The sequence below is a fragment of the Pseudoalteromonas sp. NSLLW24 genome, assembly GCF_015864725.1.
GTDB lineage: Bacteria > Pseudomonadota > Gammaproteobacteria > Enterobacterales > Alteromonadaceae > Pseudoalteromonas > Pseudoalteromonas arctica.
Window position 1 is genome coordinate 34,540 of the sequence record NZ_JADYWQ010000015.1, and the last position, 24,337, is coordinate 58,876.

At 37.3% G+C, this 24,337-nt stretch carries 18 protein-coding genes; 4 read left to right on the forward strand and 14 right to left on the reverse strand.

Annotated features, from left to right (window positions below):
- Positions 1-231: 231 nt before the first annotated feature.
- The 3 genes from I6E72_RS14885 (at position 232) to I6E72_RS14895 (ending at position 3,310) form a co-directional block, all read left to right on the forward strand.
- Entirely contained in the window at positions 232-1,518 is a 1,287-nt protein-coding gene (locus I6E72_RS14885) for a citrate synthase (RefSeq protein WP_007586875.1), read from the forward strand.
- Positions 1,519-1,633: 115 nt separating this feature from the next.
- Positions 1,634-2,860: a SufS family cysteine desulfurase gene (locus tag I6E72_RS14890; RefSeq protein ID WP_197112889.1), complete on the forward strand. Its 1,227-nt coding sequence runs from the start codon at positions 1,634-1,636 to the stop codon at positions 2,858-2,860.
- 33 nt (positions 2,861-2,893) lie between these two features.
- The gene (locus I6E72_RS14895; protein WP_007586879.1) at positions 2,894-3,310 is read left to right on the forward strand and encodes a SufE family protein; all 417 of its coding nucleotides are present in this window, start codon (positions 2,894-2,896) and stop codon (positions 3,308-3,310) included.
- A 6-nt stretch (positions 3,311-3,316) separates the two neighbouring features.
- On the opposite strand, the gene tcdA is transcribed toward I6E72_RS14895, so the two are convergent.
- From tcdA to I6E72_RS14930, 7 genes are read right to left on the reverse strand one after another with little or no spacing between them, the layout of a single operon-like run.
- Positions 3,317-4,114 (reverse strand): tRNA cyclic N6-threonylcarbamoyladenosine(37) synthase TcdA, encoded by a 798-nt coding sequence (gene tcdA, locus I6E72_RS14900; RefSeq protein ID WP_024603405.1) that lies wholly within the window; start codon positions 4,112-4,114, stop codon positions 3,317-3,319.
- Complete coding sequence (locus I6E72_RS14905; protein WP_024604817.1) at positions 4,115-4,795, reverse strand: TIGR01621 family pseudouridine synthase; 681 nt, start codon at positions 4,793-4,795, stop codon at positions 4,115-4,117.
- The gene (kdsB, locus tag I6E72_RS14910; protein WP_197102985.1) at positions 4,792-5,553 is read right to left on the reverse strand and encodes a 3-deoxy-manno-octulosonate cytidylyltransferase; all 762 of its coding nucleotides are present in this window, start codon (positions 5,551-5,553) and stop codon (positions 4,792-4,794) included. The genes I6E72_RS14905 and kdsB overlap by 4 nt, the downstream gene beginning before the upstream one ends.
- Positions 5,541-5,738: a Trm112 family protein gene (locus tag I6E72_RS14915; protein ID WP_002961789.1), complete on the reverse strand. Its 198-nt coding sequence runs from the start codon at positions 5,736-5,738 to the stop codon at positions 5,541-5,543. The genes kdsB and I6E72_RS14915 overlap by 13 nt, the downstream gene beginning before the upstream one ends.
- Entirely contained in the window at positions 5,728-6,708 is a 981-nt protein-coding gene (gene lpxK / locus I6E72_RS14920; RefSeq protein ID WP_197112890.1) for a tetraacyldisaccharide 4'-kinase, read from the reverse strand. Before lpxK ends, I6E72_RS14915 begins: the two co-directional genes overlap by 11 nt.
- Entirely contained in the window at positions 6,705-8,450 is a 1,746-nt protein-coding gene (gene msbA, locus I6E72_RS14925; RefSeq protein ID WP_033027175.1) for a lipid A export permease/ATP-binding protein MsbA, read from the reverse strand. The genes lpxK and msbA overlap by 4 nt, the downstream gene beginning before the upstream one ends.
- Before the next feature lie 60 nt (positions 8,451-8,510).
- Positions 8,511-10,778, reverse strand: a complete 2,268-nt coding sequence (locus I6E72_RS14930; RefSeq protein ID WP_197112892.1) for a DNA internalization-related competence protein ComEC/Rec2 — start codon at positions 10,776-10,778, stop codon at positions 8,511-8,513.
- On the opposite strand from I6E72_RS14930, the gene I6E72_RS14935 reads away from it, so the two are divergent.
- The gene (locus I6E72_RS14935) at positions 10,758-11,264 is read left to right on the forward strand and encodes a DUF2062 domain-containing protein (RefSeq protein WP_007586895.1); all 507 of its coding nucleotides are present in this window, start codon (positions 10,758-10,760) and stop codon (positions 11,262-11,264) included. The two genes, I6E72_RS14930 and I6E72_RS14935, sit on opposite strands and share 21 nt — an antisense overlap.
- A gap of 121 nt (positions 11,265-11,385) precedes the next feature.
- Here the strand turns inward: I6E72_RS14935 and I6E72_RS14940 are convergent, their stop codons facing one another.
- The 7 genes from I6E72_RS14940 to I6E72_RS14970 all read right to left on the reverse strand — a co-directional run bounded on the left by I6E72_RS14940 (position 11,386) and on the right by I6E72_RS14970 (position 24,133).
- Positions 11,386-13,131 carry a DUF3466 family protein gene (locus tag I6E72_RS14940; protein WP_024589193.1) on the reverse strand — a complete coding sequence of 582 codons (1,746 nt, stop codon included), beginning with the start codon at positions 13,129-13,131 and terminating at the stop codon, positions 11,386-11,388.
- 11 nt (positions 13,132-13,142) lie between these two features.
- Positions 13,143-15,056 carry an ATP-binding cassette ATPase Uup gene (uup, locus tag I6E72_RS14945; RefSeq protein ID WP_024607750.1) on the reverse strand — a complete coding sequence of 638 codons (1,914 nt, stop codon included), beginning with the start codon at positions 15,054-15,056 and terminating at the stop codon, positions 13,143-13,145.
- 15 nt (positions 15,057-15,071) lie between these two features.
- A complete protein-coding gene (locus I6E72_RS14950; protein ID WP_007586898.1) occupies positions 15,072-15,311 on the reverse strand; it encodes a glutaredoxin family protein in 240 nt (79 codons plus the stop codon).
- A complete protein-coding gene (gene rlmKL / locus I6E72_RS14955; RefSeq protein ID WP_007586899.1) occupies positions 15,304-17,421 on the reverse strand; it encodes a bifunctional 23S rRNA (guanine(2069)-N(7))-methyltransferase RlmK/23S rRNA (guanine(2445)-N(2))-methyltransferase RlmL in 2,118 nt (705 codons plus the stop codon). The genes I6E72_RS14950 and rlmKL overlap by 8 nt, the downstream gene beginning before the upstream one ends.
- Before the next feature lie 91 nt (positions 17,422-17,512).
- Complete coding sequence (locus I6E72_RS14960; RefSeq protein ID WP_007586900.1) at positions 17,513-18,043, reverse strand: cell division protein ZapC; 531 nt, start codon at positions 18,041-18,043, stop codon at positions 17,513-17,515.
- A 117-nt stretch (positions 18,044-18,160) separates the two neighbouring features.
- Positions 18,161-19,171, reverse strand: coding sequence for a quinone-dependent dihydroorotate dehydrogenase (pyrD, locus tag I6E72_RS14965; RefSeq protein WP_010552659.1), 1,011 nt, complete (start codon positions 19,169-19,171; stop codon positions 18,161-18,163).
- 120 nt (positions 19,172-19,291) lie between these two features.
- Entirely contained in the window at positions 19,292-24,133 is a 4,842-nt protein-coding gene (locus tag I6E72_RS14970) for an NAD-glutamate dehydrogenase (RefSeq protein ID WP_033027177.1), read from the reverse strand.
- Positions 24,134-24,337 lie beyond the last annotated feature (204 nt).

The following is a 24,337-nucleotide window of genomic DNA, read 5'->3' on the forward strand; positions in this document are numbered from 1 at the left end:
ATACCCACAGGGCTTTTTACAATTCTTGTTTATTTAGAGATGTTTGCGAATTAGCCAATAGTATTATATTTAATTAATACCGAATATTTATTATACATATATGCATAATGTTTATAAAAATTGACTTTAACCCCCTCTTTCACGTTAAAATGAGAAGATGTGCTTAAAACAGATTTCAGAACTTTAAAATCTAAAAATCAGAATAGATATCTTAATAGGAGATACATAACGATGGCAGATAAAAAAGCCACAGTCCAAATTGATGGACTAGATCCAATCGAACTTCCAATTTATCAAGGCACTGCTGGCCAAGATGTAATCGACGTACGTACGTTAGGTTCACACGGTCACTTTACTTATGACCCAGGTTTCATGTCGACTGGTTCTTGTGAATCTGCAATCACCTATATTGATGGTGGTAAAGGTGTACTACTTCACCGTGGTTACCCAATTGAGCAATTAGCTGAAGACTCAAATTACATTGAACTTTGTTACTTACTTTTAAATGGTGAGTTACCTTCTAAAGAACAATATGAAGTTTTTAAGAATGAAATCACTACAAGCACTATGCTTGACGAGAAAATTGCTAACTTTTTCCAAGGTTTCCGCTTTGACGCTCACCCAATGGCAATGCTTTGTGGCGTAGTAGGTGCATTATCATCTTTCTATCATGAAGACCTTGATATTACTGATGCTGAACAACGTAAAACAAGCGCAGTTAAGCTTGTTGCTAAGTTACCAACAATCGCGGCAATGGCTTATAAAACAAATATCGGCCAACCGTTTGTATACCCACGTAACGATTTAAGCTACGCAGAAAACTTCTTACACATGATGTTCTCTGTACCTGCTGAAGAATATAAAGTTAATCCAGTAACTGCAAAAGCGATGGATAAAATCTTTATGCTTCATGCAGATCATGAACAAAATGCATCAACTTCAACAGTTCGTCTTGCTGGTTCATCTGGTGCTAACCCGTATGCATGTATTGCAGCTGGTATTGCATCTTTATGGGGCCCTGCTCACGGCGGCGCTAATGAAGCATGTTTAAACATGTTAGAAGAGATTGGCTCTGTTGACCGTATTGATGAATACGTAGCTAAAGCTAAAGATAAAGCTGACCCGTTCCGCCTTATGGGCTTTGGACACCGTGTTTACAAAAACTTTGACCCACGCGCTACAGTAATGCGTCAAACGTGTCACGAAGTTTTAGCTGAGCTGAATATCCAAGATCCACTTCTTGATATTGCTATGAAGCTTGAGCAAATTGCGCTTGAAGACCCATACTTTGTAGAGAAAAAACTATACCCTAATGTAGATTTCTACTCTGGTATTATCTTAAAAGCGATTGGTATTCCAACAAGCATGTTCACTGTAATCTTTGCAATGGCACGTACTGTTGGTTGGATCACTCACTGGGATGAGATGCTATCTCAACCTGGTCATAAGATCAGCCGTCCTCGTCAACTTTATACTGGTTACACTCAACGTGACTACGTATCAACTGACAAGCGTTAATTAACGTTGGTTAGTTTAAAAAGGCCGCATTTTGCGGCCTTTTTTATTAACAACACTTGAGAATTATCATAAACCGATTACAATTCCTGCCTTAAAAACACTATGTAGATGAGCCATGCTTGCTTTAAAGTTTGATATAAATAAAATTAGAAACGACTTCCCAACATTAAATCAAACAATAAACGGCTGCCCGCTTGTTTATTTAGACTCAGCAGCAACCTCACAAAAGCCTCAATCAGTTATAGATACAATTACTGAATTCTATACGTTTCAAAACGCTAATGTACACCGTGGACGCCATACACTTAGCGAGCAAGCAACTTATGCATATGAACAAGTACGGGATAAAACTGCAGAGTATTTCAATGTATTTAGTAAAGAGATTGTATGGACTAAAGGCGCTACAGAAGCCATTAACTTGGTCGCTAACGGATTAAAAAAGCGCTTAAATGAAAGTCATACCATAATGATATCTCCGCTTGAGCATCATGCAAACATAGTGCCTTGGCAAATAGTGAGTCAACAAACGGGTGCTAAATTAATAGCGCTTCCACTAAATAAAAATGGCACGCTGAACACCAAAGAATGCTGTGAATTTATAAAAGAAACAAAACCTACCCTATTAGCTATTACACAAGCATCTAACACACTGGGTAATATCACCGATTTAAAACCACTTATTAGAGCTGCAAAAGACGTCAATTCTCTTGTTCTAGTGGATGGTGCACAGGGTGCACTGCATTTAAAACCCGATTTACGTGAATTAAACTGTGACTTTTATGTCTGCTCAAGCCATAAAATGCTCGGTCCAACAGGATTAGGTGTACTTTATGGTCGATATGAGCAATTAAATACCCTTGAGATTTACCAATCAGGTGGGGAAATGATCGATAAAGTGTACTTAACTCACAGTACTTATCGTCCTGCGCCTGCAAAATTTGAAACTGGAACACCAAATATCTCTGGAGTTTTAGGCTTTGGTGCCGCATTAGACTATTTAAATGAATTAGATCACGCAAAAATCCAGCAATATGAGCAAAAATTGTTTAGTTATGCCGCTCAAAAATTGGTAAAGATTGATGGTATTACAATATATAGCAACCTATCTGACAATATTGGTACACTCTGCTTCAACTTAAATGATGAACATCCTTATGATTTGGCAACTTTACTTGACGGGTACGGGGTTGCAGTAAGGAGTGGACACCATTGTACACAGCCATTAATGACACATTTAGGGCTTAATGGAACGCTAAGAGCGAGCTTTTGTTTTTATAATACCTATGAAGATGTAGATATATTCATTGATTCACTTAAAAAATGTATCGCTTTACTGGACTAAACGTCACTTTAATAGAATTAATTAGGATAACTCATGACAAATACGTTTAACAAAGTCACAGAATCTATAAAAAATGCGCCCGCTTGGCAGCAAAAATATCGTGAGATAATGCTTTTAGGAAAAACTTTACCTGTTTTAGCTGATGTTTTGAAGACTGATGATGCACTTGTACCAGGCTGTGAAAGCAAAGTATGGATGTTTGTTGAATTTGATTTAACAGAAAATACACTTGTTGTAATTGGTGACTCAGATACACGTATAGTAAAAGGATTATTAGCCATTATTTTAGCGCTTTACAATGGCCTCACACCAGAGCAAGTAGTGAATAAAAATGCGTATGAAGAATTTGAAAAGCTCGGCCTTATAAGCCACTTAAGCGCATCACGTGGTAATGGTATTAAAGCCATGGTTGATAAAATACAAACCATGGCACAACAAAAGCTTAGTTAGCAAAAACTAAGCTTGCGAGCGTTGTTTTTTATCTAGATATTTACGCACCGCTTTTGCCGCAACAAAAAAGCCAAAGCTTCCTGTGATCATAGTCACAGATCCAAAACCATTATTACAATCCATATTCATCGAGCCATCAGCACTTTGCTTTGCATGACATACGCTGCCATCGCTTCCTGGGTAAACCAATTGCTCTGTTGAGTAAACACAATCAATATTAAATTTACGTTTAGGATTATTACTAAAATTATATTGCTTACGCAAAATATAACGTACTTTTGCAAGCAATGGGTCTTGCGTAGTTTTGGCTACATCACCAAACGTTATTTGGCTAGGATCTGTTTGCCCGCCAGCACCACCAGTTGTAATTATAGGTAGTTTATTACGTTTACAGTGAGCAATTAATGCTGCTTTTTCTTTAACTGCATCAATACAATCAATTACATAATCAAAACCTTGAATATGCTCTTGAATATTATCAAGCGTAATAAAGTCATCTATTACATTAATTTGGCACTCTGGATTAATAAGCTCGCAGCGCGCTTTCATTGCATCTACTTTAGCTTGACCAATAGTGCCCGTTAACGCATGAATTTGTCTATTGACGTTAGTCGCGCAAATATCATCCAAATCAATCAATGTTATTTTACCAACACCAGTACGTGCAAGTGCTTCTGCTGTCCAGCTCCCTACACCACCAATCCCTACTACACAAAAATGTGCTTCTTGAAGCCAATCAAACTGTTGATGACCATATAAACGTTTAATACCACCAAAACGTATATCTGTAACTTTTTCGCTCATTTACCAATCCAGTTGCCATGGCGATTGCCATGCTTGAAAATCTTGATGTTTAATTAACGCCAAATACTCATCACCATTATCGGGTAATAAAGTTAGCTGTATTTGTTCACCTAGCCATAAAAAGCTCAATGCATATGCATGTAAATAGGTACGATTTGATGGCGTGCCTGAATACATTGCATCGCCTAAAATAGCAGAGCCAATACTTTTTAGTGCCACTCTTAATTGATGCGTCTTTCCTGAATAAGGCTTTAAAATATACCCTCTAAATCCCGGCTTATAACTTAGCGAATAAAATCGGGTGATTGCAGGGTTAAGCTTACTCGTTAGTAACTTAAACGAGCCACGGCGAGATTTAGCCATATCGCCTTTAATCCAACCTTGCTTCTTTTTTGGTTTAGCGTCACTAATCGCTAAATAAAATTTAGCAATCGCATGCTCAGTAAACATAACAGTAAAGCTGGCCGCAGCGGCTTTGTTTCGCGCTAAAATAATCAGCCCTGATGTCACTTTATCTAAACGATGAACGGCATAAAGCTTTTGCGCTAATTGTTGTTCGGCTAACACAACAAAGCCGGGGCCCTCTTCCGAATGAAAATTAAGACCCGCTGGCTTTTCTAAAATATAAAAATCGTTATGTGTAAAAACGATTTTTAATATTTTACTTACTTGTTCACTCACGCGCTTGTACTTTTAATATGCGCTATCACTTTCGCTAAGTCATCGGGCGTATCGACACCTGCATGAGGGGCTATTTGAGCTTGTTCTATTTTGATTTTATAACCATGATACAACACACGTAACTGCTCAAGCGATTCAAGTAGCTCAAGTGGCGATACGCTCAATTCTATATATTGTTTAATAAAACCCGCTCTGTACGCATAAATACCTACGTGGCGCTGAAATGGCGCTAAATTAAGAGCACTGCTGTCATTCATCATTGTGCTTCTATCAAACGGAATACTTGCACGAGAAAAATACAGCGCATTTTTATTTATATCGCTAACCACTTTAACGGCATTAGGATTAAATACTTCATCACGCTCTTCAATAGCAACACTTAACGTTGCCATTGGTGCTGTTGAATCACTTAATAGTGCAGCAACTTGAGATACGTTTTCTGGCGCAAGTAAGGGCTCATCGCCTTGTACATTAACCACAATTGTATTGCTGTCGAGATCAAGTAAATCAACTACTTCGGCTAAACGCTCAGTACCCGATTGGTGATCTTCGCGAGTCATTACAACATCACTAGTAAATAAACTTACTGCATCAAACACTTTTTGATGATCGGTTGCTATAACCACTTTACTTGCACCTGATAAACATGCTTTTTCGTAAACATGTTGAACCATTGGCTTACCGCAAATATCAGCAAGCGGCTTACCAGGTAGTCGGGTTGATGCAAAACGTGCAGGAATTACAACTACGAATTCCACTTTTCAACCTCTTCTAAAGATAACTCACGTGCTTCGTTTTCAAGCAATACTGGAATATCATCTTGAACGGGGTAAGCAAGCTTAGCTGCAGTACTAATTAGTTCGTTGTTTTCTCTATCAAAGCGTAATTTACCCTTACAAACTGGGCAGGCAATTATCTCGAGTAATTTTGTATCAAAGGCCATTGAGTATTCCTTTTTCTTTTAATAATGAATTTAATGTGTTTATTACGCTATCGGAAGGCTCTGCATCTACAGGTAAATAATACCAATTAGGTTTTGCAAAGGACTTACATTTAACCGCGTCTTTTTCGGTCATTATAATGCAATCATCACCAAACTGAATAAAATCATCTGCTGTATAAGCATAATGATCTCTAAAGTGATGAGTCGACAATAGCTTAATATTTTGTGCTTCTAATGAGTTTTCAAACCGTTTAGGGTTCCCAATTGCACTTATTGCATGTGCCTCGCTTACGTTACTTTTTGCGTCATCACTTGAATTAACTAAGCGAAGGTTACTTACTTGCAGCACGTAGCTATTATTAGCCTGACCGCCATTTTCAATTACTATATCAACACTTTGTAAGCGTTTAGTTGTTTCGCGTAGTGGCCCTGCGGGCATAACAAAACCATTACCAAAGCGGCGTTCACTATCAACAATACAACACTCAATGCTACGAGGCATTTTATAATGCTGCATCCCATCATCAGAAATAATGACATCTAGCGTATGATTTTTTTCTAATAAATCGATATTGTGTTGTCTATTAGGGCCAACAGCTATTGGGCACTTTAAACGATGGTATAAAAGTACAGGCTCATCTCCAGCCTGTTGGGCGTCAACAACTGAAGTGACTAACAGCGGGTAATTATCTGATTGCCCACCATAACCTCTACTAATAATACCCACTGATAAACCTTGCTGTGTTAAATGACTATACAGCCACAAAACAAAAGGCGTTTTACCATTACCGCCAACGCTTATATTGCCAACTACAATTACAGGCGTTTTGCACTCAAAAGATTTAAGTATTTTAGCGCTGTATAAGTATTTTCGAAATGACGATACAACCCAAAACAAAGCACTTAATGGTAATAACAGTAAAGTAATTAGACCAAATGGTTTATACCAGCTTTGCTCTATTTTGCTCACGCCTGATCACCAAACTGCATTTTGCAAAGTGCTGAATAAGTACCGTCATTTGCTAATAAGCTACTATGATCGCCACTTTCTATCACACGACCGTTATCAATAACATAAATTCGGTCACTGTTTTCAATAGTAGATAAGCGATGTGCTATAACAATAGAGGTTTTATCTTTCATTAGCGTTTCTAACGCTTGCTGAATAAGCTTTTCTGATTCGGTATCAAGTGCTGATGTTGCCTCATCTAAAATCAAAATAGGTGCATCTTTTAATATTGCACGCGCTATCGCTATTCGCTGGCGTTGGCCACCGGAGAGCATTACGCCATTTTCGCCTACCATGGTGTTTAATTGCTCTGGCAAGTCTTTAACAAATTCCCACACGTGCGCTTGTTTGGCAACTTGTTCTAACTCTTCAACAGACACATCGTGCTTTATGCCATAACAAATATTGTTAGCAATCGTGTCGTTAAATAACACAACCTGCTGAGAGACTAAAGCAAATTGGCGACGCAGATCAGTTAATTTATAGTCCTGCAGTGCTATGCCATCAAGTAAAATTTCACTCGGTAACTCTAAGTCATAGTAGCGTGGTAACAAGTTAGAAATTGTCGACTTACCTGAGCCTGAGCGCCCAACTAAAGCAATACTTTCACCCGCCTCAATCGTTAGCGACAAATCGTTTAATACGGCTTCATCTTTCGTTGGGTACTTAAAGGTTACGTTCTTAACTTCAATTAAACCTTTAACTTTATCAACCGAAACAGTGCCTGTATCTTTTTCCATTTCTTCGTCTAAAACTAAAAATATACTTTGCGCTGCAGAGATACCACGTTGCATATCACTATTCACATTGGCAAGTTGTTTTAGCGGACGAAGTAACATCATCATTGAGGCAATTAATGCCATGAAGTCACCAGATGTAATCGTATCAATCATTGATGGCAACGACACCGCCCACAAAATAACTGCCATGGCACTTGCCGCTAAAATTTGAATTATAGACACACTAAGCGCTTTAGTTGCGTCCATTTTGATACGTTGCTGACGATTATGATTATTAATTTTCGAGAAGTGATTAATCTCTTGATCTTGACCACCAAAACCATGAATAACTTTATGTCCGCTCAGCATTTGTTCTGAGCTACGGGTAACTTGCCCCATGGCAGATTGAATGTTTTTAGAAATGTGGCGAAAACGTTTAGAGACGACGGCGACAATAATAGCAACAAGTGGGATGATCACTAAAAATATCAGTGATAGTTGCCAACTGGTATAGAACATTACCGCAAGTAAAAATACAACAAATGCACCTTCTCGAACCACGATTAGCAACGCTTTGGTTATTGCTTGTTGAACTTGTTCTGTATCAAATGTGATTTTTGAAATTAAATCTCCCGTTGAGTTTTTGTCATGAAAAGAAACGGGTAAGTGCAATATGTGCTCAAATAACTCTTGGCGTAAAGAACGTACAACTTGGGAGCCTACATAACTTAAGCAGTAGGAAGACATAAAGTTAAAAACACCACGCCCTAGAACTAACGCGATAACAACAAAAGGAGCGTACTTTAAAACTTCTGTATTACGCTGGTTCAAACCTTGATCAATAAACGGCTTCATTAATTGAATAAATAAAGCATCCATTGCTGAATAGCCTATCATCCCAATAATTGCGACAAATGCGACGCTTTTGTAGGTGCCAACATATGAGACAAGACGTTTATAAATTTGTGTAGTACTTTGATCCATAACACTCTCTAAATACAGTAACAATCTGTATTGTATCCTCCGATGAGATAAAACTAAACGTCAATCTTTGATAAACCAGTAACTTTCCTGCCCTCTTGCTGTTTCTATAGACAAATTCTTTGCATAAAATTTAATACTGATTTGCCCCTCAACGCCTGTCGTAAATTGCTGAGCGTTTATTTGGTTATAACGTTCGACGACAAGAGGCTTGGGGAATTCCCATTGCCCTTTATAGGCACTTGAATGAATAACTACTTTAGGAGCCACGTTATTAATAAAATTAACACTTGAGGATGTATCGCTGCCATGATGCGGGCTTAACATTACTGTACTTTTCAACGATTTATTATCCGCTAATAGCGATGCTTCACGCGCCTTTGATATATCACCGGTAAGTAACACGCTATGGGTATTATCTGATACCCTAACAACGCATGAATCATCATTTTCATTTCCAAACCCTTTTGTACTAAAGCTTTGTACTTTTAATCCAGCAAAATCAATGTTTATGACTTCACATACATTATGTGTATTTTTAGGATGAAATTGTTGTAATGTTTCACCAAAGCCAGCATCTATGAAATGTTGTAATCCTCCAGCGTGATCATTATCTTCATGACTTAGAATCGCCGTTTTCACTGTTAAATTATTTGCTTTAATATAAGGCAATAAAATACTTCGCGTACGGCTAAAGCGATTGAAATAACTGGGGCCAAAATCATAAATAAGCACTTGATTATCTTTTTCAATTAATGCCATAAGTCCATGCCCAACATCAAATACATGTAGTTGCCACTTAGACTTTTCTGTTAGCCAATAATTTAATAAAAGCGTTATTGCGGGAATAAAAGCGAGCCATTTATAAGGAAGAAAATAAACCATCAACATAATAATATAAGTAAAAACGACAAATATTGAGTCAATTCTGCCAGTCGTTATCCACCTTAACGATCCTGGTATTTCATTAAGCAATTTAAATAGCGCATATAAGCCTGTATCAAACAGGTTTATTAAAATACTTATATCTAAGAAAATACTCAGTAATGTAAAAACAATTAAAAAAGGTAAGATAATGATTGAAAGCAGCGGTATAGCAATTAAGTTTATTATCAAACCTGCAATACTTACCCCATTAAAAAAATAGAGTGAAAGTGGCAATAAACCAATAAATAACGCTATTTGAATAACAAACAGTGAAATAACTTTGTTTTTTATGCGAGTGTTTAATATTGGTAATTTATTAATAACTGTAAAAATGATAGCAACCGCTAAAAATGAAAAGTAGAGACCTGGATTGAGTAAATTAAATGGGTTAACAATAAGAACAATAACCAAGGCAAATAAAATGCTCCGCCAACGCAGCGGCTGCTTAGCAAGAAAATACAATAATAAATAACAACCCAGCATGATAAGCGCTCGCGTTGCCGATACTAAAAAGTCACTTAAGTACACATAAACCAAGGCTACTAAAAATCCGCATGAACTGTAATAAAGAGTCAGGTTGAATGATTGCCCAATCGAAGAATTAATTTTTGCAAAAATGAATCGAGTAAATAGATAACCGAAGCTAAAAATCAAACCAATATGTAACCCCGATATAGCAAGTAAATGACTTAGCCCAAGAGATTGCATTAATTGTTTATCAGCGTAGCTCATCAAAGATTTTTCACCGCTAAGCAATGCATAATAGAGCCACTGTAGTTTTGTATCCGTATAAGTGTTTTTAAGGAAGTGTTGATAATCTAAAATTATGCTTTGTTTGTCGCTATTTATAATATTAAGATTTTTATTAAGCACTTTACCTTTAAATAATATTCTACTTATAAAAGCATAACGTTCATTATCAAATACATTAAAATTTTTATTACTACGAAAATGTTTTAAATGAATTAAAGCAGAAAATTCATCACCTACTATTAAAGGCTGTGCAGAATTAACACTGAGCATTGCTTTGGGTGTTCTAAAATCCGAAAAATTACTCCCTTCTAATGCCACTATTTTAACTTTAATATATTGAGGTTTTTTGTCAGAAATAACCTCTTCAACAATTAATGTAGAATCAAGTGCATACTTTTCATCCGGTTTTGGTATTTCAAAACTATAAAAAACGTAAAAATGCAGACCAACGAAGCAAATTGCACAAATAAAGCCTAACAATACATTTAAAAACGGCTTAAAATAAGCGCTCACTATAACAATGAAAATTGTGAATACTGTAAATTCGAGAGTTTGATAATAAAATACGGTTGCTATACAGCCAATTACAAACCCAAGACTTATCCACACTGATGTAAATGGTTGCTTTAAATGGCTAAAAAAACGATCCAAAGATTTTTACCTGATCCAAATAAAATTAGACATCATAAATCACTAAGAATATTTGGACGCCTTTTACAAGATGCAAATCTTTGGCATTTAAATAGACGTTCTGCTCGAGGTGCATTTGCAGTCGGGTTATTTTTTGCTTTCATCCCTGTTCCTTTTCAAATGGTTTTAGCAGCAGCCGGCGCTATATTATTTAGAGTTAATTTACCTATCTCAGTAGCATTAGTATGGCTTACAAACCCTCTAACTATGCCCCCTATTTTTTATGGCTCATACTTAGTGGGTACATTAATACTTAATCAGCCTGAGCAACACTTTGTATTTGAAGCTAGTTGGTCTTGGTTTCTAGAGAGCATAGAAACTATTGGTCCTGCATTTTTACTAGGTTCGTTAGTATGTGCTTCTATTGCATCAATTATCGGCTATTTTGGTATTGATATTATTTGGCGCCGTTCTGTTAAAAAGGCATGGTTATCGCGAAATAATTAGTAGCGTTAAAGCTAAATAATAATTATAAGATTCATGGCAATCCTAATCTTATAAAATATTATAGACGAAAAAAAACCAACTTTATTAAGTTGGTTTTTTTTATAATCAATATTAGTAAACTTTAAAAGCGAAATATACGTCTTAAGCCAACTAATGGTAATAGCAATAATGTATACCAAGGAAAGCTAGCAGAGTTACGCTCATACACTTCTGCTTCTACTGGAGCACAGTTTTCTACTTCACCATTTGCAATTGGCGTTAACTTAACTGCAACTGCAATACTTTCGTATTCAATTTCACCATTGATATCAGTTACAACACCGCCTAAAGAATCAAGTTTTTCAACTGTCTTAGTCGCAGTACCAAATATTTCATTATTTTCATTGATAGCTGTTGCTTCAACCATTGAGTAAGCGTAGTCAGTTTCGCCATCAGTGTCATAACAAGGCAGTAAATCATTCAAATTAGTGATTTTATCTTCACCAATTTTGTAAATAAAGGCTTCTTTAAGTCGTGAGCTATCAGATACACCCACTTCACCTTCGCCTACAATATATCCTTGATTATTTATATCGTTGCCATAAGAACTTGAACTTGAAAAATAATCAGTTGGAAAAACTGTATTACCTGTTTCGATGTCATGATAGAAGAATTTATTACGAAGAGTACCTTCAATACGCTTTGTCGCATAACCTGTAATTACATCATTATCATTAATAGCGATTGATTTACCAGCCTGCCAATCGTCTTCTTGATTAATAAAGTCAGTGACTGCACCGTCTTTAAAATAGACTGGCATTGTAAGAATCGTATCATCATTTTTGTAATAACGCGTATTTGATGAACCTACAATTGTACCGTTGTTGTTCACTGCTAAAGCAGTACTCGTAAATGCGTCATCTTCCGTTTCACCTTCATCAGGTGTAAGTGCCATACCAAGCTCTTCAACAGAAATAATATTTAACGATTCATCAAGTTCCCATTTAACAGCACGCTTATTAAATAAGCCTCGTGAAATATTAGAATTTAATAAGTTGATACACACTGATGTTGGTTCGTCTTCATTATCACAGTTATCATCAATATTATCTTGTCTGTCATCAGGAATACTTGTAGAGATATTACCTACAACAGTGTAACCACTATTTGTTTTGACTATATCGTTAGCGCGGCTTGTGCCGCCGTATTCATTAAACTCAGGCTCTAACTCAACACTTATACTGCCATCAGCACTTATTACAATCCCACGTTCTATAAACTCATGTGTGAACCACGTTTCTGCATCATCTTCACCATCAGGTGTAAAAGACACTTTATCGTAAGGAGCACCGCCCCAACCAACAGTAACGCCGTCTTCACTTACAGCATTAAAAAGGTTAATAGTTGAACGCGTTAAGCCATCATAATCAACAGATGCAACATCAAATAACGGTTGCTCTGTTACTTGTGTGTCATTGTACTTTATGCCAACTAATGAGCTTAATTTTTGATATTCAAAATTTGTAGAAATTGAAGATAAAAAACTAACCATGAAAGTATGTGCATCAGAATTAGTAAGTACTGCATCATTATTTTCAATGTCATCAAGTGTAAAGGTAATCTCTTTATCACTTAAATCAAATGCAGCCTCTGTATTATCGTAGCTATTTTCAATAATATTTTCAGTAAAATCTATATAGCTGATATCAATAGGTAAATTGTATAAACCATTTGCGAAACCAATAATATGCCCGCTTTCGCTTACATCTGTTACATAAGAATATTTAGCGTCTTCAAGAGTCCCTAATTCACTTAACTGGTACGTAGCACTTGTTGCTGAAGTGCTTAATGTCGCTAAAATACTGGCAGCGAGTAATTTATATTTCATTTTAGTCCTTACTACTGATTCTGTAATTCTTCAAGTTCTTCCCAGCGCTCAAGCGCAGCTTCAAGGTCAGACTCAAGTTGTGCCAAATGGTTCAATGCTTTAGTTGTTACATCACTCTCTTGTTTAAAAAAGTCTGAGTCACTAACTACAGCTTGTTGAGCTTCAATTTCAGCTTCTAGTTTTTCCATTTTATTCGGTAGTTGCTCTAATTCAAGTTTTAATTTGTAAGAGAGTTTATTTGTTTTAGCTGCAGGTTTAGCAACTGGAGCGACTACTTTTTCAACTTTTTTTACTGGTTGCTGCTGCGTTTTTTTTTCTTGTTCAGCTAAATAGTTAACGTAAGCCTCATAGTCGCTATAGCCACCTACAATATCTGTAACTTTACCGTTACCTTCAAACGCCCATACACTTGAACATGTATTATCAATAAATTCACGGTCATGGCTTACAATCAGCACTGTACCTTGGTATTGATTAATGATGTCCTCTAGTAACTCTAACGTTTCAATGTCCAAGTCATTCGTTGGCTCATCGAGAACAAGTATATTAGATGGTTTTAAAAACAGTTTAGCTAATAGCAGTCTATTTTTTTCACCACCAGAGAGTGCTTTAACAGGGGTTCGAGCGCGTGCTGGCGGGAATAAAAAGTCTTGCAGGTAACCTAAAACATGGCGTGAACGACCGCCCATCATCACTTCTTGTTTACCTTCGGCAACGTTATCTTGAACTGTTGCTTCTTCATCAAGTTTTTCACGATATTGGTCAAAGTAAGCAAACTCTAAATTAACACCTTGCTTAGTTATGCCGCTATCTGGTTCTAAATCACCAAACATTAGCTTTAATAGTGTTGTTTTACCAATACCATTTGGGCCTACTAGACCGATTCTGTCACCGCGCATTACCAGTGTAGAAAAATCATCAGCAATAACTTTGTCTTTAAAGGCATGACAAAGATTCTTAGCTTCAAATACTAACTTACCAGAGCGATCTGCTGTTTCAATATTAAAGTCAGTTTTACCAACTTGGTCAACACGTTGCTTACGCTCTGTACGAAGCTGTTTTAACTCACGAACTCTACCTTCGTTACGCGTTCTACGCGCTTTAACACCTTGGCGGATCCATGTTTCTTCTTCGGCTAAACGCTTATCGAACAATGCATTTTGGCTTTCTTCTACTTTTAAATCATGGGCTTTTTGCTCTAAGTACGTAGCGTAATCACCAGGGTACGAAATAAGCTTACCACGGTCTAAATCTAAAATACGCGTAGCAACAGCACGAATAAACGCACGGTCATGCGATATAAATACAATACCGCCTTTAAATTCTTTTAAAAACTGTTCAAGCCACATGACGCTTGCCATGTCTAAATGGTTTGTTGGCTCATCAAGTAATAATAAATCAGGCTCACTAACAAGTGCACGTGCAAGTGCTACTTTACGTAACCAACCACCAGAAAGAGACTCAAGTTTAGCTTCTGGCGTTAATTCTAATTGTGTTAGCACTAATTGAATTCGGCTATCAAAGCGCCAGCCATCAGCCGCTTCTAATTGATTTGATAAACGTTCAAGCTTGTTTAATAACTTATCAGTACACACTGTTTGCAACTCATTACTTACATGATGAAAATCAATTAGTAAGTTTGCAATCTCAGGCATACCTTGCGCAACGTAATCAAATACAGTGCCATTTGCGCCTTTTGGTGGATCTTGTTCTAAACGAGAAATTCTAATCCCGCCTAGCTGATTTATTTCACCATCATCTAATACAACTTCGCCATCAAGCACTTTTAATAGAGTTGACTTACCCGCGCCATTTCGACCAACAACACACACTCTTTCGCCACTTTCTATAACGGCATCTGCTTTGTTAAGCAAAGCATGCGTACCAAAAGCAAGTTGTGCTTTTAAAATTCTAATTAAATCCATAGTTCTTATTTGCTCTTATTCTGCTTGTGCTAAAAATTCGCGCACAGTGTGTAAAGTAAAAGGCCAAAATAATTGCTCGCCTTTTTCACTTTTTAATACAGGAATAGTAATTTGATACTCAGCTATAAGCTGCTCATCAGTCATAATATCGATTAGTAATAACTCACTCGTATTACTAAGTACCTCAGTGATAAGTTGCTCAGCTTGCTCGCACAAGTGGCAACCATCAGTGTGGTATAAAACCCATTTAGCCATGTGTGATTAACCAGCTATTATGGATTTTTTTATTACGTTTAAAGTCTGGTGATAACGTTTTATCTGAAATATTAATGGCTTTTAAACCTAAACCAATCAGACCAACTTCATCTATCACAAAGCCACGTTTGTTATTAGAGAAAATTAAGGTACCTGATGGGCTTAAAATCTTTTTAACCCACGTTAATAATTTAATGTGATCGCTCTGTACATCAAACGCGTCTTTCATACGTTTTGAGTTTGAAAACGTTGGAGGATCTAAAAATATCAAATCATATTGCGCTGTTGCGTGCTCTAACCATTTTAAACAATCTGCTTGTTCAAAACGGTATCGTGTATTACTAATACCATTTAAATCAAAGTTATCTTGGCCCCATTTTAAGTAGGTCTTTGATAAATCGACTGTAGTAATGGCTTTGGCACCACCAAGAGCAGCATGTACAGAAGCTGTACCTGTGTATGCAAAAAGGTTTAAGAAACGTTTATCTTTAGCATTTTCTTGAATATAACGGCGCATTAAGCGATGGTCTAAAAACAAGCCTGTGTCTAAGTAGTCAAATAAATTAACTTTGAACTTAGCACCAAACTCTTCAACAACCATAGTACGGTTTTGTTTAGACATAGCGGTGTACTGATCTTCGCCCTTCTGCTTTTTACGTACTTTTACAGCAATGTTTTCAGGTGAAATCTCAAGCTGTTGAGCCGTTAAACTTATTACGTCTTGCAGGCGTTTTTCTGATGTTTTTTCATCAATTTCTTTAGGCGCTGCATATTCAAAAATTACAGCAGAGTCGCCATAAATATCTACAGCAACATTGTATTCAGGGATATCCGCTTCATAGACGCGATAAGCATCTATTTTATTTTGTTTAAGCCAGTTTTTTAAGCCTTGCTTATTTTTTTTCAATCTATTTGCAAATGACGTTGAGCCTTCAAAATTGAGTGCTTTTTTGTCATCTGTGGTCAAACTTACTTGCTTATCATCTAATTGATATAAGTTAAGTTCTACATCAAGCGGGCCATTTTTAAATTTATAACGCTTGAGGCGCACAAGTTTTAAAAGTTTAAATAAGCTCTCGTCCATACCCAATAAGGCAAGTTTCCAGTGATTGAAGTGCTTTTTAAAGCCAACGCCTAAATTACGGTGTAAATCAACAAGCTCAGCCATAGAGCCAATACGCTCACCATAAGGTAAGTTTGAAATTACAACACCCGGTAATTTTGCAACAGCTGTAAGTTTAGTTGCATCACTTTGCTTAAACTTAATCACGTCGTCAAGCTCGGCTCGTTTAGCATTATCAATTGCTTTACTTAATACTTGCTCATCGTAATCGTGGCCAATTAACCACAATTTAGGATCAGTAATATTAGCGAGTAACTCTTCTTTAAGCTCTTTAAACTTAGCGGCTCTAAAACTGGGTAAACGCTCAAAAGCAAAACCTTCACGGAATAATCCTGGCGCTTCGTTTCGCGCCATACCGGCAGCTTCTATCAAAATAGTACCCGCACCACAACATGGATCGAATAAAGGCTGTTTTACATTTTCAAGCCAGCCACTTCGCTTAATTAATGCAGCAGCTAAGTGCTCTTTAATTGGCGCTTTACCTTGGCCTTGGCGGTAACCACGTTCTGACAAACGAGGACCTGAATAGTCAATATACATCGATACGCCGTAACGATTTAATCGTGCAACTACGCGCACGTTAGCATCTTGCTTATCAACGTTAGGACGTTGCTCGTATAAATCATTAAAATAGTCAACAATCGCATCTTTGATTACAAGACCCGAAAATTGCGTGTTTTTTAATGAGTCATTGGTACCGTTGAAGTCGACAGCGAATGTTTGCGTAGGTCCAAACCATTCTTGCCAAGGTTGCGAGCGCGCAAAATTATACAGGCTATTTTTGTCATCTACGCCTTCTTTTTCTTCAATAAGCATAAGCACACGCGTTGCAAAACGAGTTGATAAACAAACCTTTTGCGCAAGTAATGAGTCAGCCTCAAAACGAACAGAACCAACAGTTTGCTTAGACACGGTTGCGCCAAGTTCTGTTAGTTCATCAACCAATAAATTTTCGATTCCGATAGAAGTAAGTGCGATAAATTGCAAAGTAATAACCCTTAATAGCTAATTGCGCAGGATTATAACATAGGTTGGGCGACAAACACGCCATAAAGACACGCTTAAGGCTTAAATTTGGTTAGGCGGTTTGACTTTGATATTGCTGATTTAGAATGGGGTGTACTCGATTATTCAAAATACGGATTACTTCAAATTGCGCTAAAGATAAGTTTTCGTCTAATTTAAAGGTTTCACTTAAATTCAAACAAATAGATGCATCAGGACAATGCTCTACAATTAAAAAATCACCTGACTGCGCTTTAGATGTTAATTTTACTATTGCCTCTACGCTTGGCTCTGTCCCTGTGTATTCTTCAAAAAACCAACTTTTTGCTAAAACGGGTTTTAAGTGATACTTAACAGCAGTTGCATTTAATGATATTTGACAAATTTGAGCCGCAGACCACAATTCAAATCCATCCAGATAATTATAAACTTGTTCGTAAAATGCAGCATCTTCGAGACTAAAACGTGGATTTTTAAAAACAGAATCGGTGAGCTGTCTTAACTTATAAGGCGTGCATAATTGCATGTCGTCATTTAAATCAAGTAACAAACGATTTTTATCAGGACAAGTAATCCACTGCCATTGCTTTGATGCTTGTAACATTTACTCCTCCTTGGGTATATTGAATAATTATTGCTCAGAGTATAACCGCTTTTGACCACTTTTAAAATGTTTGCTTAGAACATTTAGCTAACGATCAAAAGCTTAGATAACTGATCCTTATAAGCCGTTAACGATCGACTTTACCAATTGTGGACCTTTGTAGATGAACCCAGTATAAACCTGAACTAAATTTGCGCCTGCATCTAACTTTTCTTTTGCAGATGTAGCATCATCAATACCGCCGACTCCGATGATTGGTAGCTTACCTTGTGTTAAGCGTTTTAGTTCACTTACTACCTCTGTAGAGCGCATTCTAACAGGGTGACCTGATAAACCGCCCGCCTCTTGTGCATATTGCTGCCCCATGACTGCGGCTCGTTCAAGCGTTGTGTTTGTGGCAATTACACCATCAATTTTATTATTTAAAAGTGATTCACTTACTTGCTCTATTTGTATTTGATCGAGATCCGGTGCAATTTTTACAAGCATAGGAACTTGCTTATTATGCTTTGCAATTAAATCTAACTGTTCATTTTTAAGACTTTGCAACAAATCGTCAAGTGCAGCACCGTATTGTAAATCACGAAGCCCTGGGGTATTTGGTGATGAAATATTTACCGTAATGTATGAGGCATGCTCAAATACTTTACGCATACAATGAATATAGTCATCTTTACCTTGCTCGTTAGGTGTATCTTTATTTTTACCAATATTGATACCGAGTATGCCACTGTACTTTGCTGCTTTTACATTTTCGACTAAATTATCAACACCTTTATTATTAAAACCCATACGGTTAATAATTGCGTTTGACTCTGGAAGTCTAAAAATACGTGGCTTATCATTACCAACTTGAGGACGCGGTGTAACCGTTCCAACTTCAATAAAACCAAATCCCATTTGGCTAAATGCATCTATACATTCTGCATTTTTATCCAGGCCAGCGGCAAGCCCTACTGGGTTTTTAAATTCAAGACCTAAAAAGTTTACGGGTTTATCTGAAACACTTTGTGACCAAGCTATATTTAGAGGCGTATTAGCAAAACGACGAAGATTATTAAGTGCGAACTCATGCGCCCACTCCGCATCACGGGTAAACATAAAACGGCGAGCTAAATCATAAAACATCAATATAATCCTCTTTTTAAATTTCAGACAAAAAAATACCTCAGACAAGGCTAAGGTATTGTATAACAATTTTAACAATCAGTTATTTATTTACTAAACAAATAACTGATTAAAGCTAAATTATTTTCCTGATGTATCACAGTTGTGACTTAATAACATAAGTTCACGAAGTGCAACTGAGAACTTAGCAAAGTCATGGCTTTGTGATGTTTTAAACTCAGCCAACATTTGTTTCCAACGCTGAAGTAATAAATCTTGGCTATCCATCCACTCATCTATTTGACTATCAACATCGCTCTCGTCACCTTCAAAGCTATTTAGCACCACTTCAGATAACGTACGTTGCTGCCAATCAAGCTCTTCACGGTAAGATGAACGAGCAAGTGCTTGCCAATGATTTGCTACTGGTTGCTTAGTTATTTGCTCTAAGAACCAATGCAGACCCATTCTCGCGCCTAGTTTAAAGTAAGTATTCGATACCATCGAAATACTCTTACCTGAATTATTAGCAACCTCAGCTAAATCCATCACAGAGAATAAGCTTGATAACGAAACAATACGCTTAGCTATATCTGCAGGAACGCCGGCATCAATTAACTTATTAGCTTCAATTACAATACGGTCATTTTCTTTTTCAATCATGTATGTATTTAAATTATCGCTTAAATCTTTAAACGTTGGCGCAAAGAATTCAATTCCTTGTTCAATCGTTTGTGACTTATTACGATGACGTAAGAACCAGCGCGTAGTACGGCGAACAGTACGACGAAGTTGGTAAAGCATTTCAGTTTGTACCGCTGCTGGTATTTTATTATCCAGTGCGCTGATAGAAGACCATGTATCGCGCATTTCAAATATTTCGCTAGCAATTGAGTAACACATTGCAATTTCAGCTTCGTTGGCACCGGTTTCTTCATGCATACGTACCATGAAGTTTAAACCCATATCATTAACGATACTGTTAGCAAGTTTAGTTGCAATAATTTCTTTACGAAGTGGATGGTTGTTCATCGCATCGTTAAACTTCTCACGTAGAGGACGTGGGAATGACTTCACAAGCAATTGGCGATAGTAAGGGTTTTCAGTAATTTCATCACTTACTAAAGACTCTTTTAATACCATTTTTGCGTAAGACACTAGCACTGAAAGCTCAGGGCGAGTTAAGTCTTTACCTGCGGCTGCACGTTCTGCCAATTCTTCATCGCTTGGAATAAACTCAATAGCACGGTTTAACTTGCCATCTTTTTCAAGTGCATGAATAAAACGAATCTTTTCTTTAAGCGTTGAAGTACCTTTAGACTGCGTAATTGAAATAGTATGTGTTTGACGGTAACAGTCTTTTAATACTAATTCAGATACTTCATCTGTCATTGAATAAAGTAGCTCATCACGTTGTTTACGTGTTAAGTCACCTTCAGCAACCAAGCCATTAAGTAAAATCTTAATGTTAACTTCGTTATCTGAACAGGCAACGCCCCCTACGTTATCAATAAAGTCAGTATTAACACGACCACCCTTAGCTGCAAATTCAACACGACCTAATTGAGTTGCACCTAAGTTACCGCCCTCACCAATTATTTTAGCGCCTAAATCTCTACCATTGATACGTAGTGCATCGTTTGCACGATCCCCTACATCTGCATCAGTTTCTTTAGAGTTTTTAATGTATGTACCAATACCGCCATTCCACAGTAAATCGAACTCCATCATCAATGAAGCTTTCATTAACTCATTTGGGGTCATACTTGCTTTTTTAGTACCCAACATTTTTTTCATTTCTGGGCTGAGCGTAATTGATTTAGCAGCACGAGAGAAAACACCACCACCGGCAGAAATTAACTCTTTATTGTAGTCTTCCCACGATGAACGCGGCATATTAAATAAACGTTCGCGCTCTGGGTAAGAAGTAGCAGCATCTGGGTTAGGATCAACAAAAATGTGCATATGGTTAAAGGCAACTTGTAAACGAATATGCTTAGATAACAACATACCATTACCAAATACATCACCAGCCATATCGCCAATTGCAACTACCGTAAAGTCAGTCGTTTGACAATCGATATCCATTTCACGGAAATGTCGTTTAACTGACTCCCATGCGCCTTTAGCTGTAATACCCATTTTCTTATGATCGTAACCAACCGAGCCACCTGATGCGAATGCATCGCCTAGCCAGAAATTGTATTCATTAGCTATGCCGTTTGCGATATCAGAGAAAGTAGCGGTTCCTTTATCGGCTGCAACTACTAAGTAAGCATCATCTTCATCGTGGCGAACAACATCACGAGCTGGCACTACTTCACCGCGCTCTATGTTATCTGTAATATCTAGAAGACCACGGATAAAGATTTTGTAACACTCTTGGCCTTCTTTTATAAACGCTTCGCGCTCACTAGGTAATTGTTTACATACAAAACCACCTTTAGAACCAACAGGTACAATTACTGTATTTTTAACTTGTTGAGCTTTAACTAAGCCAAGTACTTCAGTACGGAAATCTTCACGACGGTCAGACCAACGCAGACCACCACGCGCTACTTTACCGTAACGTAAATGCACACCTTCAACGCGCGGAGAGTATACAAAAATCTCAAACGCAGGAAGTGGAAGTGGTACATCAGGAATTAAGCTAGGCTGTATTTTAAACGAGACATACGACTTAAACTGACCTGCATCATCTTTTTGGAAATAGTTAGTTCGTAGCGTCGCAACAATCATATCTACGTATAAACGTATAATACGGTCATCATCAAGGTTTGCTACATTTTCAAGTTCTAAGTAAATTTGCGTACTTAACTTTTCAAGTGTTTTAGCACTTGCTGGGCTCTTAACTGAGAACTTTTTAGCAAATAAATTAACAATTTGCGCTGCAATGTTTGGATAATTTGCAAATGTGCTTTCAATGTAACTTTGTGAGAACGTTACACCAATTTGACGCATGTACTTAGCGTAAGCACGTAAAATAGAGGCTTCGCGGCCAGTTAGGCCACCCATTAACACTAAACGGTTAAAACCATCATTTTCAAGGCGGTTGCCCCACACATTTGTTAATGCAGCGCGAAAACGTGCTGAAATTTTATCAAAGTCTGCCATCCCTTTGCTGTCAATAAGCATCGAGAAGTCCATGATCCAGTTAATACGACCATCGCTAGTTTTAACTGAATATGGTGTTTCACCAACAACGCGCAGACCAAAGTTTTCAAGCATTGGCATAACATCAGATAAGTGAATTGGCTCATCTTTATGGAATAAGCTTAATCGTACAATATTACTGTTTGCTTCTTCTTGAGGACGGTAGAACAGCATTTCTAGCTTGTTTTCATCGCTAAGTAGTTCTAACTTTTCAATATCAACAACCGCAGCACTTGGAAGCACTTCATCTTTGTATGAGCGTGCAAACGCATTACAGTATTTACGATTTAAATCGTTACCACGTGCTTCACCCGCAGACTCTAAAAGTGCAGATTGAAGTTTATCTTCCCACGTACGTGCAGCTTCTACTAAATTGTTTTCGATGTCTTTCACGTTATATTCGATCTTGTTGTCGGTCACACGAACGGTGTAATGAGTACGCGCCAGTGTTGACTCAGAGAAATAAGTAGTAAATTCGACTTTATCGTCAGAATTAAATGCATTAGCTAATATATCTTGCGTTTCACGACGAAGAGCCGTGTTATAGCGTTCGCGAGGAACATAAACCATGCAAGATAAAAAGCGACCATACGCATCTTTACGTACAAACAAGCGACACATATCGCGCTCTTGTACTTGTAAAACACCCATAGCAACTTCAAGTAGCTCACTTTCGCGCGCTTGAACTAGCTCATCACGTGGGTAGGTTTCTAAAATATTTAAAACAGCTTTGTAAGCGTGTGTACCTTTAGCAAAATCACACATTTCCATAATGCGGTTAATTTTACTTTTTAAAACAGGCACATCAGTAGCACTATTATTGTAAAAGCTTGATGAGAACAAACCAATAAAGCGGTCTTCACCAATTACATTGCCTTCATCGTCAAAACGCTTAATACCTACGTAATCAATGTAGGCTGGACGGTGAACGCGAGAAACAGAGTTTGTTTTTGTCAAGATCAGTAGGTTGCTGCTGCGTGCTTCTTGGCGAGCAACTTCTGGTAATTCTGATAATAATCGTGTGTGTTCTTCAGTAGAGTTTTTCATCAAGCCAAGGCTTGATTCCATTTTACCTTTTAATTGGTAATCACCTTGAACTGGGCTTAGCTCATATTCACGGTAACCCATTAGGGTAAAGTTATCTTTCGCTAACCAATCTAAAAACTCAGTTGTTTCTGAAACTTCTTCTGTCGTTTTATTATGATGACGTTTAGGTAACTCTTTGGTTACTGCAATCAATTTTTTACGAATTGGCTGCCAATCATCAACAGCAACTGACACATCAACAAGAACCGACTCTAACTCTTTCTTGAAAGACTCAATCACAGAAGAATCTGTTTGACGGTCAATTTCAATAAAAAATACTGTTTTAGTAGATGAGGATTCTTGCTCTGCTTTTAAATTTGATAATCCAGAAATTTTAGCGTTTTCATCGCGCTTAATTTTTAATGGGCAGTGAAGTAATAAGTGAGAGGCGATATTTTCACGAGTCATGGCCATACGAACAGAATCAACTAAAAACGGCATGTCTTTAGTAATAATCTCTACGATTGTATGTGATGACTGCCAGCCATCTTTTGCCACTTCAGGGTTGAAAACGCGGATAACAGCGTCGTCGGTAGTATTTTTTTCTAGCGAGTTCCAAAGGCTTAATGCTGCGCCATATAGGTCACTATCGTTGCGGTTTGCCAAATCCTCTTTAGACATATTGCTGTACAAGGCTTTGGCGAATTTCTCAACGAGTAACACATTATCAGCGCGAACTTTTTTCTGGATCAGCTTGCAGACATTATCTAGGATAACCGAGGCTTGGCCTTCATTTCGTGTCATTGTATGTTCCTTAATCTATTACTGCTCAGGAGCAGGAATTTGTACAGCTATTCATTAGCGTGGAGTCAATTAAATTCTAACCCTTTTACAGCTAATAAACAGCCTTTTCGATGAAAACATTTTAAGCATTTCAGCTATTTGGTCATCTATTCACAAATTGTAGATATAAATGGCCTTTACAGGCCATTTAGGAGCAAAATTATT